Below are 16,144 nucleotides of genomic sequence, written 5' to 3' on the forward strand. Positions count from 1 at the left end.
CAGGGGATAAGGTTAGTTCGGAATCAGGACTTTTTTTCAGCCGTTTTGTCGTCGGCCGCCTTATCGGTCGGGTTCGCGATCAGGGCCTTGAGTTCGTCGCTCATCGGGAACATCAGGTTCAGGCCTTTTGGTGCGATCGGCTTTTGGAACCAGGTGTCATAGATCTTGTTGATTTCGCCCGACTTAAAGGTAGCAACGATTGCATCGTCAACCGCTTTCTTGAACGGCGCATCGCCTTTGCGAACCATGCAGCCGTAGATTTCGTACGACTGAGCAGTGCCCGTTACAGCCCAGTCATTTGGCTTCTTGGCCTTGGCCATTTCACCGGCCAGCAGTGCGTCGTCCATCATGAAGGCAACGGCACGGCCGCTTTCCAGCATCTGGAAGGATTCACCGTGGTCCTTGGCGGAGATGACGTTCATGCCCATCTGCTTGTCAGCGTTCATGGACTTGAGGATGCGCTCGGAGGTGGTACCGGCGGTGGTTACGACGTTCTTGCCCTTGAGGTCAGCGAAATCCTTGTAGGTCGAGTCCTTTTTGGACAGCAGACGGGTACCAATTTCGAAGATGCCAACGGAGAAGTCGACTTGTTGCTGACGCTCGACGTTGTTGGTGGTGGAGCCACACTCAACGTCTACGGTGCCGTTCTGCACCAGCGGGATGCGGGTTTGGGAGGTGACCAGGTTGTATTTGACCTTCAGCTCGCCTTCCTTCATGCCGAGGTCTTTCTCGACAGCTTTCACGATGGCCAGTTGAATGTCGTGGGAGTAGCCCACTGGCTTGCCAGAGCCGTCCGCGATGTAGGAGAACGGGATGGAGGCGTCGCGGTGGCCCAGTGTGATGGTGCCCGACTCTTTGATTTTCTTCAGCGTGCCGGTCAGTTCGGCGGCGAAGACTGGAGTGCTAATCAGAGCGGCAGCGATGGCTGCGCCCAAAATATGGGGAACGATACGCATCAATACTTCCTCGACATTTGTTTTTTTTATGAAGCCTGGACGGCTCTTTCGATACAGCGAATGCCTGTGACGGCTCCTGAAGCATCTCAGGCAAACACGTCCCAAGTGTAGAGCATGAGTCGTGCCAGACTGTTAATAAAGATATAACTATATGATTTATATAGTGATTAACTTTATGTGACGATGTTTATCCGGTGTTTAAGTCCGGCAAACCGAATCGCCGGCAGTAACGCGTTCGGAAAACCGAATTTGTAGGGGCCGGCTTGAGGCGCAAGCCAAAAAAAGCCCCTGGACCTTTCGGTGCAGGGGCTGGGTAGTCATGCTGCTTCGATCTTGCTGCGGTTCTGCTCCAGCTTGATCAGGTAACGCTGCAGGTTTTCCTGCTCCTCGGGGGTGGTGAACAGCCCGAGCTTGGTGCGGCGCCATAGAATGTCGTAGGCCTGGGTCGCCCATTCCTCGGCGCACAGGTAGTCCACTTCCCGGGTGTACAGCCCGCCACCCAGATGCTCGCCGAGGTCGGCCAAGGATTGCACGCCTTCGAGCAGGCGCCAGGTGCGACTGCCATAGGTGGTCGACCAACGGCGGGCGATTTCGCTGGGGATCCATTCGTACTTGCTGCGAATGTCCGTGGCCAGGGCTTCTGGCGTGGTCATTTCTTCGCCGCCGGGCAGGCTGGCCTTGGCGGTCCAGCTTGGCTTGATATGGGGGAAGTAGGGGGCCAGTTGCGCCAGTGCCGACTCCGCAAGCTTACGGTAGGTGGTCAGCTTGCCGCCGAACACCGACAGGATCGGCGCTTCTTCACCTGTGCCCGACAACGCCAGGGTGTAGTCGCGGGTAATGGCCGACGGGTTGTCCGACTCGTCGTTGCACAACGGACGCACGCCGGAGTAGGTGTGCACGATATCGTCGCGGCTCAACTGCTGCTTGAAGTGGGCGTTGACCACCTTGAGCATGTAGTCCGTTTCACCTTCGGTAATCGCCACTTTCGCTGGATCGCCGGTGTACTCACGGTCGGTGGTACCGATGATGGTCAGGTGATTGAGGTACGGAATGGTGAAGACGATGCGCCCGTCTTCGTTCTGCAGGATGTGCGCGTGGGCACCTTCGTACAGTTTCGGCACGATCAGGTGGCTGCCCTGGATCAGGCGGATGCCGTAGGGCGAATCCAGCTTCAGGTCATCCTTGATGAACTTGGCAACCCACGGGCCGGCCGCGTTCACCAGCGCCTTGGCGCGGATCGAGAACAGGCTGCCATCGGCGCGCTCCAGGTGCAGGTGCCACAGGCCCTTGCTGCGACGGGCGCTGACGCAACGGGTCTGGGTGTGGATGTGTGCCCCTTTTTCCCGGGCGGCCATGGCGTTGAGCACCACCAGGCGTGCGTCATCGACCCAGCAGTCGGAGTATTCGAAACCCTTGGTGATTTCGCTTTTCAGCGGGCTGTCGGCACCGAACTTCAGGCTTTTGGAGCCAGCGAGTTTTTCGCGCTTGCCGAGGTGGTCATACAGAAACAGGCCAGCGCGGATCATCCACGCCGGGCGCAGATGTGGACGATGGGGCAGCACAAAGCGCATCTGCTTGACGATGTGCGGGGCCTTGGCCAGCAGCACTTCGCGTTCGGCCAGGGCTTCGCGCACCAGGCGGAATTCGTAATGTTCAAGGTAGCGCAGGCCGCCGTGGATCAGCTTGCTGCTGGCGGAGGAGGTGTGGCTGGCCAGGTCGTCCTTTTCGCAAAGGAATACCGACAGGCCGCGACCGGCTGCATCTGCCGCGATGCCCACGCCATTGATCCCGCCACCGATAACGGCAACATCATAGACTTCGGCAAGGGGTGGAGCAGGCAAGGTGGAGGGGGTCATCGGCTGGCCTCGCGATCTTTATTTATATTTGAATTCGAACATTAATGTTCATTTGCGAAAATGGTAGCTCATAAACGCGGGCGCAGCCAGTCGCCTTCGATTGAAAAAACTCATCGAAGGGCCGGAAAAGGAAAAATTGTGAACATTGAGCCTGGTGTTGGCCCAAGAGAGTTGTGGCCTTATAGGTCGCTATCGCGGGCAAGCCCGCTCCCACAGGTTGATCACATTCCAATGTGGGAGCGGGCTTGCCCGCGATAATGGCAGTACAGGCACCAGAGATTCAGTAGGAGGCTTATACGACTTCCAGGCGAATCTTATGCTGGTTGAGCAACTGCACCAGCGCCGGCACCGGCTGCTGATCGGTAACCAGGCAATCAATCAAGCTGATCGGGCCCAGGCGAATCATGGCGTTGCGCCCGAATTTGCTGGAGTCCGCCGCCAGGATCACCTTGCGCGCATTGGCAATGATCGCCTGGGAAACCCGCACTTCCTGGTAATCGAAGTCCAGCAGGCTGCCGTCCTCGTCGATACCGCTGATCCCCACCAGGGCGAAGTCGACTTTGAACTGGTTGATAAAGTCCACGCTGGCCTGGCCCACTACGCCGCCGTCACGGCGCACATTGCCGCCGGTGAGGAGCACGTCGAAGTCGTCCTTGGCGCTGAGCATCATGGCGACGTTGAGGTTGTTGGTGATGATCTTCAGGTGGCTGTGGTTGAGCAGCGCCCGGGCGATGGACTCGGTGGTGGTGCCGATGTTGATGAATAGCGAGGCGTGATCAGGGATCTGTGCGGCAATGGCTTCGCCGATACGCTGTTTTTCATCGCGCATCTGGTCGGCACGCATGGCGTACTCGGTGTTTTCGACGCTGGAGTCATAGGCGGCGCCGCCATGGTAGCGGCGCAGCAGGTTGGCTTCGGCCAGTTGATTGATGTCGCGGCGGATGGTTTGCGGGGTAACAACGAACAGCTGCGCCATTTCCTCGATGCTGACATAGCCGCGTTCGCGGACCAGTTCGAGGATTTGCTGCTGACGGGGAGGCAGATTCATGGGGCGTCCTTTGGGCTGCCGTACAAAAAAGTGGCCCATGATGACGCAGGAATCTGCTCCCTGCCAGTTACAACCCTAAGTGGGTCCGGCGCGTGGCTTATTCAGCGCCTTCGTGGGGTTCCCAGTCGCGGGTGCGGCTGACGGCTTTTTTCCAGCCGGCGTAGAGTTTTTCTTTGGCCGGCTCGTCCAGTTGCGGTTCGAATTCGCGCTCGATCACCGCCTTGCCACGCAGCTCATCCAGGCTGCCCCAAAAGCCACAGGCCAGGCCGGCCAGGTAGGCCGCGCCCAATGCGGTGGTCTCGCGCATTTGCGGGCGCTCGACCTGGGTGCCGAGGATGTCGGCCTGGAACTGCATCAAGAAGTTGTTGGCCACGGCGCCGCCGTCCACTCGCAGGGATTTGAGGCGTTCACCAGAGTCCTGCTGCATGGCGTCGAGCACATCGCGGGTCTGGTAGGCAATCGACTCCAGGGCCGCACGAATGATGTGATCGACACGTACGCCACGGGTCAGGCCGAACAGCGCGCCACGGGCATAGGGGTCCCAGTACGGCGCGCCGAGGCCGGTGAACGCTGGCACCAGGTACACGCCGTTGCTGTCCTTGACCTTGTTGGCGAAGTACTCGGTGTCGTGGGCATCGTTGATGATCTTCAGCTCGTCGCGCAGCCATTGCACGGTGGAGCCGCCGTTGAACACTGCGCCTTCGAGGGCGTAGGCCACTTCGCCACGTGGGCCGCAAGCGATGGTGGTGAGCATGCCGTGCTTGGATTTGACCGCCTTGTCGCCGGTGTTCATCAGCAGGAAGCAGCCGGTGCCGTAGGTGTTTTTCGCCTGGCCGGGCTCGACGCACATCTGGCCGAACAGCGCCGCTTGCTGGTCGCCGGCAATCCCGCCAATGGCAATCCCGCTTTTGGTGCGGCCGTAGATTTCCGAAGAGGATTTAACCTCCGGCAGCATCTCGCGCGGGATGTCCAGCACCTCGAGCATCTTCGCGTCCCACTCCAGGGTGTGGATATTGAAGAGCATGGTGCGCGAGGCGTTGGTGTAGTCGGTGACGTGGGTCTTGCCGCCGGTAAACTTCCAGATCAGCCAGCTGTCGATGGTGCCGAACAGCAGTTCGCCATTGCGCGCGCGTTCGCGGCTGCCTTCGACGTTATCGAGGATCCACTTGAGCTTGGTGCCAGAGAAGTACGGGTCGGTGACCAGGCCGGTGGTGTCGCTGATGTATTGCTCATGGCCGTCACGCTTGAGTTGCTGACAGATCTCGGTGCTGCGGCGGCATTGCCAGACGATGGCGTTGTAGATCGGGCGGCCGGTGATCTTGTCCCAGACCACCGTGGTTTCACGCTGGTTGGTGATGCCGATGGCGGCCACCTGATCGTGGTGCAGGCCGGCCTGTGCCAGGGCCTCGACCATCACGGCGCTTTGGGTGGCGAAGATTTCCATCGGGTCATGTTCGACCCAACCGGCTTGCGGGTAATGCTGGACGAATTCACGTTGGGCGGTGCACACCACGTTGGCGTCACGATCAAAGATGATCGCCCGGGAACTGGTGGTGCCCTGATCGAGGGCAATGATGTAGTTCTTATTCTGTGTGTCGGTCATGTCGATTGCCTTGGACGGAAAAAGGGAGTGGGTAAGTAGCCTGGGCCGCAAAGGGCAGAAGGGCTCAGGCTACCGCTTTCAGGAAGTTCGGGTGTTGCCGCTCGCGGCGGTGTCGGCTGCATCAGTTGTAGCAGGTGCAGCGTTGGGCAGATGGCGGGCAATCAACCCGCGATAGGCCGCAGCGCCGAGGCAGGCACCGACAATCGGTGCAAGGATCGGAATCAGGAAATAAGGAATATCGCGCCCGCCGGTGAAGGCCATTTCACCCCAACCGGCGAAAAACGTCATCAGCTTGGGGCCGAAATCCCGGGCCGGGTTCATCGCAAACCCGGTCAGCGGGCCCATGGCACTGCCGATCACCGCGATCAGCAAGCCGATCAGCAGTGGCGCCAGGGGGCCGCGGGGCAAGCCGTTATTGTCGTCGGTCAGGGCCATGATCACGCCCATCAGGATGGCGGTGATAACCATCTCCACCAGGAACGCCTGGGCGGTATTGAGCAGGGCGTGAGGGTAGGTGGAGAAGACCGAAGCCAGTTCCAGGCTGGCCGCCGAGCCACGAACCATGTGGTGAGTTTGTTCGTAATCGAAAAACAGGTTGCTGTAGAGCGTGTAGACCAATGCAGCCGAACAGAAGGCGCCGGCAACCTGGGCGATGATATAGAAGGGCAGTTTGCGCTTGTCGAAATCGGCAAAGATGCACAGCGCGATGCTGACGGCTGGATTGAGATGAGCCCCGGAAATGCCGGCACTCAGGTAGATCGCCATGCTCACGCCGATCCCCCAGATGATGCTGATCTCCCACAAGCCGAAGCTGGCACCCGCGACCTTGAGCGCAGCGACGCAGCCGGTGCCGAAAAAGATCAGCAGCGCGGTGCCGAGGAACTCGGCCATGCATTGGCTTGAAAGTGAAGGCTGTTGAAGAGCAGTTGTCATTGAAAACCTCGTTTTTTTTCTTGTCTGGCGCTGTGCCTCAACGGGCCTCGCGCGATTTTCACCGTCACCAAAATCCCCATCCCGGCCACGGCTTACTGCTCGGATACTGTGGGTGTATTCCTACAGTATTCGGAAACGAAAAAATATAGACAAGAAACACCGCTGTCAAAGGTCGAAAGTGAACGGTCGGTCATTTTCAAACTATTAGTGTGATGAATGATCGCGCTACTACGTTGGCGCAACGGGCGGCAAGCGTGCCCAGGCGCTGCGCGGATTGGTCGCACGGTGCCCTGCACTAGAGCGTTTTGCCTGGGTTTGTCCTAGAATCGGCGGTCTGCTTTTCCACGTTTCCCACAAGCCTGGAGCCCCCAATGACACCCGCATTGGACTTGTTGAAAAAAGTTCGCGCCGAACATCGCATCCACAGTTACGAACATGACCCCAAGGCCGCCTCTTATGGCCTGGAGGCCGCGGAAAAATTGAGCCTGGATCCTGCGCGGGTGTTCAAGACCTTGCTCGCCAGCAGCGAAAAAGCTGAGTTATTGGTGGCGGTGGTGCCGGTCGTCGGAAGTCTGGATTTGAAGGCCCTGGCGCATGCTGCGGGCGTGAAGAAAGTCGAGATGGCCGACCCGGCAGCGGCGCAGCGCTCTACCGGTTATTTGTTGGGGGGGATCAGCCCGTTGGGGCAGAAGAAGCGCTTGCGCACGTTCATCGATGTGAGCGCGCAGCCTTTTGCGACAATATTTGTCAGCGCAGGCAGGAGAGGACTTGAGGTGGAGTTGGCGGCGGCGGTGTTGGCAGAGCACACCCAGGCGACATTTGCGCCGATTGGCCGGGCGTAACGTCAAGAACAGCGGGATCGAATGTGCGAGCCAGCCTCGGTGGGCGCTGGCTTGCCTGCGATAGCATCACCTTGATGCAACTGACAGACCCAGGCGCCCGCATCGCGAGCAAGCCCGGCGCCCACACAAGCGCGCTGTCACATTTTGGATCGGGTTTCTTCAACTGGTAGTGCTGTAGCGCCGCACACCTGACTCCACCTGCGCAATCTGCGCCGCCGTGCTCCCCGAGGCCTGGAACAGCACCAGATGCTCGGCCGCCACGCGGACTCCCACCTGCGCACCCACCTGATGGTCGGCATGGCTGGGGAAAATCGATTCCAACTGGGCCCCGGTCGGCAACTGCAAGCGGTAGAGGGTCGAGGCACCGAGGAACGTCTTGCCGACGATCTGCGCTTTCAGCGTGCTGTCGGGTGCATAAACGACGTCATCCGGGCGCAGTAACACATCCACCGCACTGCCAGTTGGCCAGGTATAGGCACGATTGCCGCGCAATTCGCCCAGTTCGGTGCTGACCGATTCCGGTGAACTCAATTGCCCGCGGATGAAGTAACCCTGGCCAATAAAACTTGCGACATAAGGCGTCAGCGGTTCGTGATAGAGGTTGTAGGGCGTATCCCATTGTTCCAGCCGGCCTTCCTTGAACACACCCACGTGGTCGCTCACGGCAAAGGCTTCTTCCTGGTCATGGGTGACCAGGATCGCACTGGTACCACGGGCCTTGAGGATGTCCCGTACTTCATGGCTGAGCTTGCGCCGCAGCTCACCATCAAGGTTGGAGAAGGGCTCGTCCAGCAGCAGCAACTGCGGCTCGGGTGCCAGCGCACGGGCCAGGGCCACACGCTGTTGCTGGCCGCCGGAAAGTTCGTGGGGGAAGCGCTTGCCCAGGTTCTTCAGGTTGACCAACTCCAGCAATTCAGCCACCACGCGGTCTTTTTGCGGGTGTTTGCGAATGCCGAAGCCGATGTTGTCGGCCACGCAGAGGTGTGGAAACAGTGCGTAGTCCTGGAACACCATGCCAATGCGGCGTTTCTCCGGTGCCAGGGTAAAACCGGCGCTGGAGATCACTTGGCCGGCCAGGTTTATTTCGCCTTCGTGCACCGGCTCAAACCCGGCAATCGCGCGCAGGGTGGTGGTCTTGCCGCAGCCGGAAGAGCCCAGCAGGCAACCGATATCCCCGGCATTGAGGTGCAGATTGAGGTTCTGCACCACCCGTTGGTCCTGATAGCCGCATGCCAGATTGCGCAGGTTCAGCAGAAGTGGCTGGCTCATGCGTGGTGATACGCCGGTGGCACCAGGAACTCCAGCAGGGCCTTCTGGGCGTGCAGGCGGTTTTCTGCCTGGTCCCAGGCGACGGAGCGCTGGTCGTCTAACAGGTCGAGGCTGATTTCTTCGCCGCGATGGGCCGGCAGGCAGTGCATGAACAACACATCCGGCGCGGCAAGGTCGAGCAATTCACGGGTGACTTGATAAGGTGCGAACAAGGCCAGGCGCTTGGCGGTCTCGTCTTCCTGGCCCATGGAGGTCCAGACGTCGGTGCTCACCAGGTGCGCGCCGACCACCGCGTCTTTCGGGTCGCGCACGATTTGAACGCGGGCGTCGGCCTTGGCCAGGAATTCGGCGCTGGGCTCGTAGCCTTCAGGGCAGGCAATGCGCAGATGGAAGTCGAACTGGATCGCCGCTTCTATATAGCTGTTGCACATATTGTTGCCATCGCCGACCCAGGCCACGGTCTTGCCCTGGATCGAGCCACGATGTTCGAGGAACGTCTGCATATCGGCCAGCAACTGGCACGGATGCAGGTCATCGGACAGCCCGTTGATCACCGGCACCCGCGAGTTGGCGGCAAATTCGGTGAGGGTGCTATGGGCGAAGGTACGGATCATCACCGCATCGAGCATGCGCGACATGACAATGGCGCAATCGCTGATCGGCTCGCCCCGGCCCAGTTGGGTGTCCCGGGGCGACAGGAAAATGGCTTGGCCGCCGAGCTGGATCATGCCGGCTTCGAAGGACAGGCGGGTACGGGTGGACGATTTCTCGAAAATCATCCCGAGTACGCGGTTTTTCAAAGGCTCGAACAGTACGCCGCGATTACGCAGGTCTTTAAGCTCAATGCCTCGACGGATCACGCTGACCAGCTCTTCGGGCGTGCAATCCATCAGGGAGAGAAAGTGCCTTGCGCTCATCATTAACTACCTTTTTGCAACAGACCGCAGATACTCAAAGCCTTGTTTATTGTGACAACGGGCGAGACCTGCGGCGAAAGCCGCACTGGGCGACGAAATAGGGGGAGGCGCGATATTGACACTAAATGTCGCGTCTTACCAATAGGCTACGGTTTTTTAGAGGGGGTCAAAGGGGCGGGAATTGCACTTTTGAGGCCTGTTTACGGACAGCAGCGGGTCATTTGTACACTGGCGCCGCGACCTTTTGCAATGTGTGATGGCGGCCTCGGGCCAGGTCGCGACGGTTTCCCGGGCGGTGCGGGAGGTTTTTGAAACATTTACTCATGCTTACCCATGGCCTGGCCTGATGCCCGTTGATTCACAGGGCGAACGTTGCTGGCGTCGCTGGAGGGTGCGGCCCATAGTCGGGCCAAAGCCCTAATAAAGAGACTGGCCATGACCAAGACTCTCCATCACCGTGCCTGCCACCTGTGCGAAGCGATCTGCGGCCTGACCCTGGAAACCACCACCTCGGACGCAGGCAGTATTGCCATCACCTCGATCAAGGGTGACGCCCAGGACACCTTCAGTCGTGGCCATATCTGCCCCAAGGCCGTGGCCCTGCAAGATATCCAGAACGATCCCGATCGCCTGCACCAGCCGATGCTGCGGGTGGGCAGCCAATGGCAGCCGATCCCCTGGGACGAGGCTTTCGCCCTGGTGGCCGAGCGGCTGGCGGGCATCCAGGCGCGGCATGGGCAGAATGCGGTGGCGGTGTACCAGGGCAATCCCAGCGTGCACAACTATGGCTTGATGACCCACAGCAACTATTTCCTCGGGCAGTTGAAGACGCGCAATCGCTTTTCCGCGACCTCGGTGGACCAACTGCCCCATCACCTCACAAGCCACTTGATGTATGGGCACGGGCTGTTGCTGCCCATCCCGGATATCGACCAGACCGACTTCATGCTGATCCTGGGCGGCAACCCACTGGCTTCCAATGGCAGCATCATGACTGTGCCGGACGTGGAAAAGCGCCTGAAGGCGATTCAGGCGCGGGGCGGCAAAGTGGTGGTGGTCGATCCCCGGCGCAGTGAGACGGCGGCCATGGCCGACCAGCATCTGTTTGTGCGCCCCGGTGGGGACGCGGCGTTGCTGTTCGGGCTGCTCAACACATTGTTCGCCGAACACCTGACCCGTGACAGCCACTTGCCGGTGGACGGACTGGACGAGGTGCGCCGCGCCATCGCGGGCTTTACCGCCGAAGCCATGAGCGCTCAATGCGCGGTGCCGGCCGAGCAGATTCGCCAGTTGGCGCGGGATTTTGCGGCCGCAGACAAGGCCGTCTGCTACGGGCGTATGGGGGTATCGACCCAGGCATTTGGCACCTTGTGCCACTGGCTGGTGCAGTTGATCAACCTGGTCACGGGCAATCTGGATCGGGTAGGTGGCGCCTTGTGCACCGAGCCTGCGGTGGACCTGGTGGCGGCCACATCCGGCGGGCACTTCAATCGGTGGCAGAGTCGGGTGTCCGGGCGTCCCGAATACAGCGGCGAGTTGCCCGTGTCGGCCCTGGCTGAAGAAATGCTTACCGCGGGCGAAGGGCAGATCCGCGCGCTGGTCACAGTGGCTGGCAATCCGGTGTTGTCCACGCCGAACGGTCGGCAACTGGAGCAGGCGCTGGATGGTCTGGAGTTTATGGTCAGCGTCGACCTGTATATCAATGAAACCACCCGTTATGCCGACCTGATCCTGCCATCGACTTCGGCCCTGGAAAACGATCATTACGACACCACGTTCAATATGTTTGCGGTGCGTAACGTCACCCGCTTCAACCGGGCGATTCTGCCCAAGCCCGAGGGGGCGTTGCACGATTGGGAGATTTTCGTCGGCTTGGCCCAGGCGTTTGCGGCCCGTACCGGCAGCCCGCTCAAGCCCACGATGGCGCCGGCGCAGATGATTGATTTTGGCTTGCGGGCGGGCGCCTATGGTGACGCCTCCCCGCACAAGCTGTCGGTGGCCATGCTGGCCGATCATCCCCATGGTCTGGACCTGGGGCCCCTGAAGGCCAATCTGGCGGGGCGCTTGAAAACTGCCAATGGCCGGGTCCAGGCGGCGCCGCCGGTGATCCTGGCGGACCTGGCGCGGTTTGCGGCGTTGCCGCTGCCCAAGGTCGACGAGTTACTGTTGATCGGCCGCCGGCATGTACGCAGCAATAATTCGTGGATGCATAATTATCACCGGCTGGTGAAGGGCAAACCCCGCCATCAATTGCTGATGCACCCCGATGACCTTGCCCGTCGCCAACTGAGTGACGGGCAGCGGGTGCGGGTCAGTTCGCGGATCGGCATGATCGAAGTACAGGTGTTGGCCAGCCTGGAAATGATGCCCGGCGTGGTCAGCCTGCCCCACGGTTGGGGCCATGACCGCCCGGGTGTACATATGAACATCGCCAGTGCCCAGCCTGGGGCGAGTGCCAATGACCTGACGGATGAACGGCAGTTGGATGAGTTGTCGGGCAATGCGGCATTGAATGGCGTGCCGGTGCAGGTCGCGGCGGCGTGACGCAGTGAGTCTGTCGGGGAGCCCGAGCACCACGCTGGGATTTTGCGTTACAATGCGCCACCGTGCCGACCTGTGAGTCGCAAAGTTCCAGCCGAGGTGTTCCATGGATATCATCGAAACGATTAAAGAGCAGATTGCCAACAACACCATTCTGCTTTACATGAAGGGCGCCCCGAATGCCCCGCAGTGTGGCTTCTCCGCGAAGGCTTCCCAGGCTGTCATGCAGTGTGGTGAAAAGTTCGCTTACGTGGATATCCTGCAAAACCCGGAAATCCGCGCCAACCTGCCGAAGTACGCCAATTGGCCAACGTTCCCACAACTGTGGGTGGCCGGTGAGCTGGTCGGCGGTAGCGATATCATCACCGAAATGGCGGCTGATGGTTCGTTGCAGGCGCTGATCAAGGAGGCTGCTGAAAAAGCGGCTGCCAAGACCGAAGCGTAATTGGCGCACAATAAAAAGCCCCGCTTCTCATTCGAGAGCGGGGCTTTTTTGTACCTGTAGGAGCGAGCTTGCTCGCGAAGGACGTTAACGATAGCGCGAGCATTCTGAATGAACGCGGCGCCTTCACGCTTTTCGCGAGCAAGCTCGCTCCTACAATAATTAGAGATTACTCACCCATCTGCGATTGCAGGTAGTTCTCCAGGGTCACTTTGTCGATCAGGCCAACTTGGGTTTCCAGCCAGTCGATATGTTCTTCCTGGTCTTCCAGGATATCTTCCAGCAGCTCACGGCTGCCGAAGTCGCCCTTGGTCTCGCAGTGGGCGATGGCGGCCTTGAGGTCGGCATGGCTCTTGCGCTCGAAACCCAGGTCGCTGTTGAGCATTTCCAGGGTGTGCTCGCCGATGTTCAGCTTGCCCAGGTCCTGTACGTTCGGCAGGCCTTCGAGGAACAGGATGCGCTTGATCAGCGCGTCTGCGTCCTTCATGGCCTTGATCGATTCCTTGTACTCACGCTTGCCGAGTTTTTCCAGGCCCCAGTCGTCATACATGCGTGCATGCAGGAAGTACTGATTGATCGCGACCAGTTCATTGGCAAGGATTTTGTTGAGTTGCTGGATGACTGAGATGTCGCCTTTCATGATTGGGGTCCTGCCCTGTGTTCGCTGTATATAGGGCGGAGTTTGAGCTGCACGATTACTAGTGTCAAACCTAAGTTATTGAATAATAAATGAAAATTAATCGGAATAAGAATGTTTGTGTTCCGCGTCTTGGGCCTAACTATTTGAATTACAGGCATAAAAAAACCGGACACTAAGTCCGGTTCTTTAAAATAGGCTGTTTCAGGCGTGTGTAAATTCTGCCGAGTAGGGGATCGCGGCCTGGGCTACCTGCAGTTTTGTCAGGGTTTCCCGTACCACTTGCTTGGCAAGGCAGGCACATTTGCCGCATTGACTGGCAACGCCGGTGGTTTCACGCACTTCCTTGTAGCTGCAGCAACCTTCATAGATCGCTTCGCGGATTTGTCCGTCGGTGACGCCAGTGCAGAGGCAGACATACATAAGGGAGAACCATCGCGGTTTAAGGCTTAAGTGCGATGGATCTTAATGTTAACGAGAATGATTGTCAAAGTGCTTTCTCAAACCGTTGCCCCCCGTGGGGCCCTCACTGACGAACGGCTTTTTTCAGGTATGATGGTCGGTCTTTACGAAGCGTGATCGCGTCACAGGCCTGTCGTCAATTTGCGGCAGACTCAAGGGCGGTCCATTTACTTCAATTACCATCAGGAGATAACCAATGAGCGTACTCGTCGGCAAACAAGCCCCGGATTTCGACGTACCAGCCGTCCTCGGCAATGGCGAAATCGTTGACAGCTTCAAGCTGTCTGAAGCCATCAAAGGCAAATACGGCCTGGTGTTCTTCTACCCGCTGGACTTCACCTTCGTCTGCCCGTCCGAGCTGATCGCCCTGGATCACCGCATGGACGATTTCAAGGCGCGTAACGTTGAAGTGGTTGCCGTTTCCATCGACTCCCATTTCACCCACAACGCCTGGCGCAACACCGCCATCAATGATGGCGGTATCGGCAAAGTCAAATACACCATGGCTGCCGACATGAAGCACGACATCGCCAAGGCCTACGACGTTGAGTCCGAAGGCGGCGTGGCTTTCCGCGGCGCGTTCCTGATCGACGACAAGGGCGTTGTGCGCTCGCAGATCATCAACGACCTGCCGCTGGGCCGTAACATGGAAGAGCTGATCCGCCTGGTCGACGCTCTGCAATTCCACGAAGAGCACGGCGAAGTCTGCCCAGCCAACTGGAAAAAAGGCGACAAGGGCATGAACGCTTCGCCAGAAGGCGTTGCCGCTTACCTGACCGAGAACGCTGGCAAGCTGTAAGCCAGGGTTGCGGTAAAAAAAACCGGCCTGAGAAGGCCGGTTTTTTTATGAGTGGGATTTGGCGACGCAATCAGTCGCTGAAGTCTTCCCAGCCGCCCATCTGTTTCCAGCGGTTGACGATGCCGCAGAACAGGTCGGCGGTCTTCTCGGTGTCGTAGCGAGCCGAGTGGGCTTCACGTCCGTCGAAGTCGATGCCGGCTGCCTGGCATGCCTTGGCCAATACGGTCTGGCCATAAGCCAGGCCAGCCAGGGTGGCGGTGTCAAAGCTGGAGAACGGGTGAAACGGGTTGCGTTTCATGTCCAGGCGCGCCACGGCGGCGTTGAGGAAGCCCAGGTCGAAACTGCTGTTGTGGCCGACCAGGATCGCGCGTTTGCAGCCGTTGGCCTTCAAGGCCTTGCGCACGCCACGGAAGATGTCGGTCAATGCCGCCTCTTCGCTGACGGCCATGCGCAACGGATGGTCGAGCTTGATCCCGGTGAACTCCAGGGCTGCTGCTTCGATATTGGCGCCTTCAAACGGCTCGACGCGGAAGAAATGGGTGTGTTCTGGATACACAAAGCCCTGTTCGTCCATGCCGATGGTGGTTGCCGCAATTTCCAGCAGTGCATCGGTGGCGCAATTGAAACCGCCGGTTTCTACGTCGATAACGACCGGCAGATAGCCGCGAAAACGCTCGGCCATCGGGTGACGCGAACCGCCGCCACCGTGTTCCTGTTCGTCGTCGTAATGGTCTTCACTCACGGGTGTTCCTCCAGCAGGCGCCAGCGCAGTGTTTCACCGGCGCGCAGCGGGATAACGGTCAGCTCGCCAAATGGCAGGCTGGTGGGGGCGGTCCAGTCTTCACGGACCAGGGTAATACGGTCGGTATTCGCCGGCAGGCCATAGAAACGCGGGCCATTGAGGCTGGCGAAGGCCTCGAGTTTGTCCAGGGCATTGCGCGATTCGAAGGCCTCGGCGTACAGCTCGATCGCCGCGTAGGCGGTGTAGCAACCGGCGCAACCGCAGGCGGCTTCCTTGGCGTGCTGGGCGTGGGGTGCCGAGTCGGTGCCGAGGAAGAACTTCGCGCTGCCGCTGGTAGCCGCATCGAGCAATGCCACCTGATGGGTGTTGCGCTTGAGGATCGGCAGGCAATAGAAGTGCGGCCGAATCCCGCCCACCAGCATGTGGTTGCGGTTGTACAGCAGGTGGTGCGCGGTGATGGTTGCGCCGACGTTGGCCGAAGCCTCGGTGACGAACTGCACGGCGTCTGCGGTGGTGATGTGCTCGAACACGACCTTGAGGGTCGGGAACAGCTCGACCACGCGGCGCATGTGCTCGTCGATGAAGATCTTCTCGCGATCGAAGACATCCACATCGCCACGGGTGACTTCACCGTGGATCAGCAGCGGCATGCCCACTTCGGCCATGGCTTCGATGGCGGGCAGGATCTTGTCGATACTGGTTACGCCGGAGTCGGAGTTGGTCGTTGCGCCGGCCGGGTACAGCTTGGCGGCGTGCACGAAACCGCTGGCCTTGGCCTCGCGGATTTCGGCGGGCTGGGTGCGGTCGGTAAGGTAAAGCACCATCAACGGTTCGAAGCGGCTACCGGCCGGTCGTGCAGCGAGGATGCGCTGGCGATAGGCGTCGGCTTCAGCGGCATTACGCACCGGAGGTACCAGGTTAGGCATGATGATGGCGCGGCCAAACGTGCGCGCAACATCGGCCACGGTTTGGGGCAACGCAGCACCATCGCGAAGATGAATATGCCAGTCGTCGGGACGCAGCAGGGTCAGGCGGTCGGACATTGGGGATTCCAGGCGGGTCAATCTGGTGGGAATGCTACCGGAAAAGACTCTTGC

General features: G+C 59.5%; 15 protein-coding genes. 4 read left to right on the top strand and 11 right to left on the bottom strand.

Going from position 1 to position 16,144, the window contains the following annotated elements; genetic code table 11:
• Window positions 1–23: 23 nt before the first annotated feature.
• From HKK57_RS15550 to HKK57_RS15570, 5 genes are all read right to left on the bottom strand, one after another.
• Entirely contained in the window at window positions 24–956 is a 933-nt protein-coding gene (locus HKK57_RS15550; protein WP_169390387.1) for a glutamate/aspartate ABC transporter substrate-binding protein, read from the bottom strand.
• Between the two features lie 317 nt (window positions 957–1,273).
• The gene (gene glpD, locus HKK57_RS15555) at window positions 1,274–2,812 is read right to left on the bottom strand and encodes a glycerol-3-phosphate dehydrogenase (protein ID WP_070994779.1); all 1,539 of its coding nucleotides are present in this window, start codon (window positions 2,810–2,812) and stop codon (window positions 1,274–1,276) included.
• A gap of 292 nt (window positions 2,813–3,104) precedes the next feature.
• Window positions 3,105–3,860 carry a DeoR/GlpR family transcriptional regulator gene (locus HKK57_RS15560; protein WP_029295172.1) on the bottom strand — a complete coding sequence of 252 codons (756 nt, stop codon included), beginning with the start codon at window positions 3,858–3,860 and terminating at the stop codon, window positions 3,105–3,107.
• Between the two features lie 97 nt (window positions 3,861–3,957).
• Window positions 3,958–5,463, bottom strand: coding sequence for a glycerol kinase GlpK (gene glpK / locus HKK57_RS15565; protein WP_070994780.1), 1,506 nt, complete (start codon window positions 5,461–5,463; stop codon window positions 3,958–3,960).
• A 78-nt stretch (window positions 5,464–5,541) separates the two neighbouring features.
• Complete coding sequence (locus tag HKK57_RS15570; protein WP_029295174.1) at window positions 5,542–6,396, bottom strand: MIP/aquaporin family protein; 855 nt, start codon at window positions 6,394–6,396, stop codon at window positions 5,542–5,544.
• A 371-nt stretch (window positions 6,397–6,767) separates the two neighbouring features.
• Here HKK57_RS15570 and ybaK point away from each other — a divergent pair, with 371 nt between their 5' ends.
• Window positions 6,768–7,238: a Cys-tRNA(Pro) deacylase gene (gene ybaK / locus HKK57_RS15575; protein WP_029295178.1), complete on the top strand. Its 471-nt coding sequence runs from the start codon at window positions 6,768–6,770 to the stop codon at window positions 7,236–7,238.
• Window positions 7,239–7,397: 159 nt separating this feature from the next.
• On the opposite strand, the gene HKK57_RS15580 is transcribed toward ybaK, so the two are convergent.
• Both HKK57_RS15580 and argF read right to left on the bottom strand, forming a co-directional pair.
• Window positions 7,398–8,507 carry an ABC transporter ATP-binding protein gene (locus HKK57_RS15580; RefSeq protein WP_029295179.1) on the bottom strand — a complete coding sequence of 370 codons (1,110 nt, stop codon included), beginning with the start codon at window positions 8,505–8,507 and terminating at the stop codon, window positions 7,398–7,400.
• Complete coding sequence (gene argF / locus HKK57_RS15585) at window positions 8,504–9,424, bottom strand: ornithine carbamoyltransferase (protein ID WP_029295181.1); 921 nt, start codon at window positions 9,422–9,424, stop codon at window positions 8,504–8,506. The genes HKK57_RS15580 and argF overlap by 4 nt, the downstream gene beginning before the upstream one ends.
• 435 nt (window positions 9,425–9,859) lie before the next feature.
• Here argF and HKK57_RS15590 point away from each other — a divergent pair, with 435 nt between their 5' ends.
• Both HKK57_RS15590 and grxD read left to right on the top strand, forming a co-directional pair.
• Entirely contained in the window at window positions 9,860–11,968 is a 2,109-nt protein-coding gene (locus HKK57_RS15590) for a molybdopterin oxidoreductase family protein (protein WP_169390388.1), read from the top strand.
• Between the two features lie 103 nt (window positions 11,969–12,071).
• A complete protein-coding gene (grxD, locus tag HKK57_RS15595) occupies window positions 12,072–12,410 on the top strand; it encodes a Grx4 family monothiol glutaredoxin (RefSeq protein ID WP_029295186.1) in 339 nt (112 codons plus the stop codon).
• A 166-nt stretch (window positions 12,411–12,576) separates the two neighbouring features.
• Here grxD and bfr read toward each other — a convergent pair whose 3' ends face one another.
• Together bfr and HKK57_RS15605 are read right to left on the bottom strand one after the other, a co-directional pair.
• The gene (gene bfr / locus HKK57_RS15600; protein WP_038442996.1) at window positions 12,577–13,047 is read right to left on the bottom strand and encodes a bacterioferritin; all 471 of its coding nucleotides are present in this window, start codon (window positions 13,045–13,047) and stop codon (window positions 12,577–12,579) included.
• Window positions 13,048–13,248: 201 nt separating this feature from the next.
• Window positions 13,249–13,467: a bacterioferritin-associated ferredoxin gene (locus tag HKK57_RS15605; RefSeq protein ID WP_038442994.1), complete on the bottom strand. Its 219-nt coding sequence runs from the start codon at window positions 13,465–13,467 to the stop codon at window positions 13,249–13,251.
• A gap of 235 nt (window positions 13,468–13,702) precedes the next feature.
• Between HKK57_RS15605 and HKK57_RS15610 the strand changes: the two genes are divergently transcribed.
• Window positions 13,703–14,305 carry a peroxiredoxin gene (locus HKK57_RS15610; protein ID WP_003172097.1) on the top strand — a complete coding sequence of 201 codons (603 nt, stop codon included), beginning with the start codon at window positions 13,703–13,705 and terminating at the stop codon, window positions 14,303–14,305.
• Between the two features lie 70 nt (window positions 14,306–14,375).
• Here HKK57_RS15610 and rnt read toward each other — a convergent pair whose 3' ends face one another.
• Both rnt and pyrC read right to left on the bottom strand, forming a co-directional pair.
• Window positions 14,376–15,047, bottom strand: a complete 672-nt coding sequence (rnt, locus tag HKK57_RS15615) for a ribonuclease T (RefSeq protein WP_029295237.1) — start codon at window positions 15,045–15,047, stop codon at window positions 14,376–14,378.
• A complete protein-coding gene (pyrC, locus tag HKK57_RS15620; protein WP_070994783.1) occupies window positions 15,044–16,090 on the bottom strand; it encodes a dihydroorotase in 1,047 nt (348 codons plus the stop codon). Before pyrC ends, rnt begins: the two co-directional genes overlap by 4 nt.
• Window positions 16,091–16,144: the final 54 nt, after the last annotated feature.

The organism is Pseudomonas sp. ADAK21, from assembly GCF_012935735.1.
Lineage (GTDB): Bacteria > Pseudomonadota > Gammaproteobacteria > Pseudomonadales > Pseudomonadaceae > Aquipseudomonas > Aquipseudomonas proteolytica.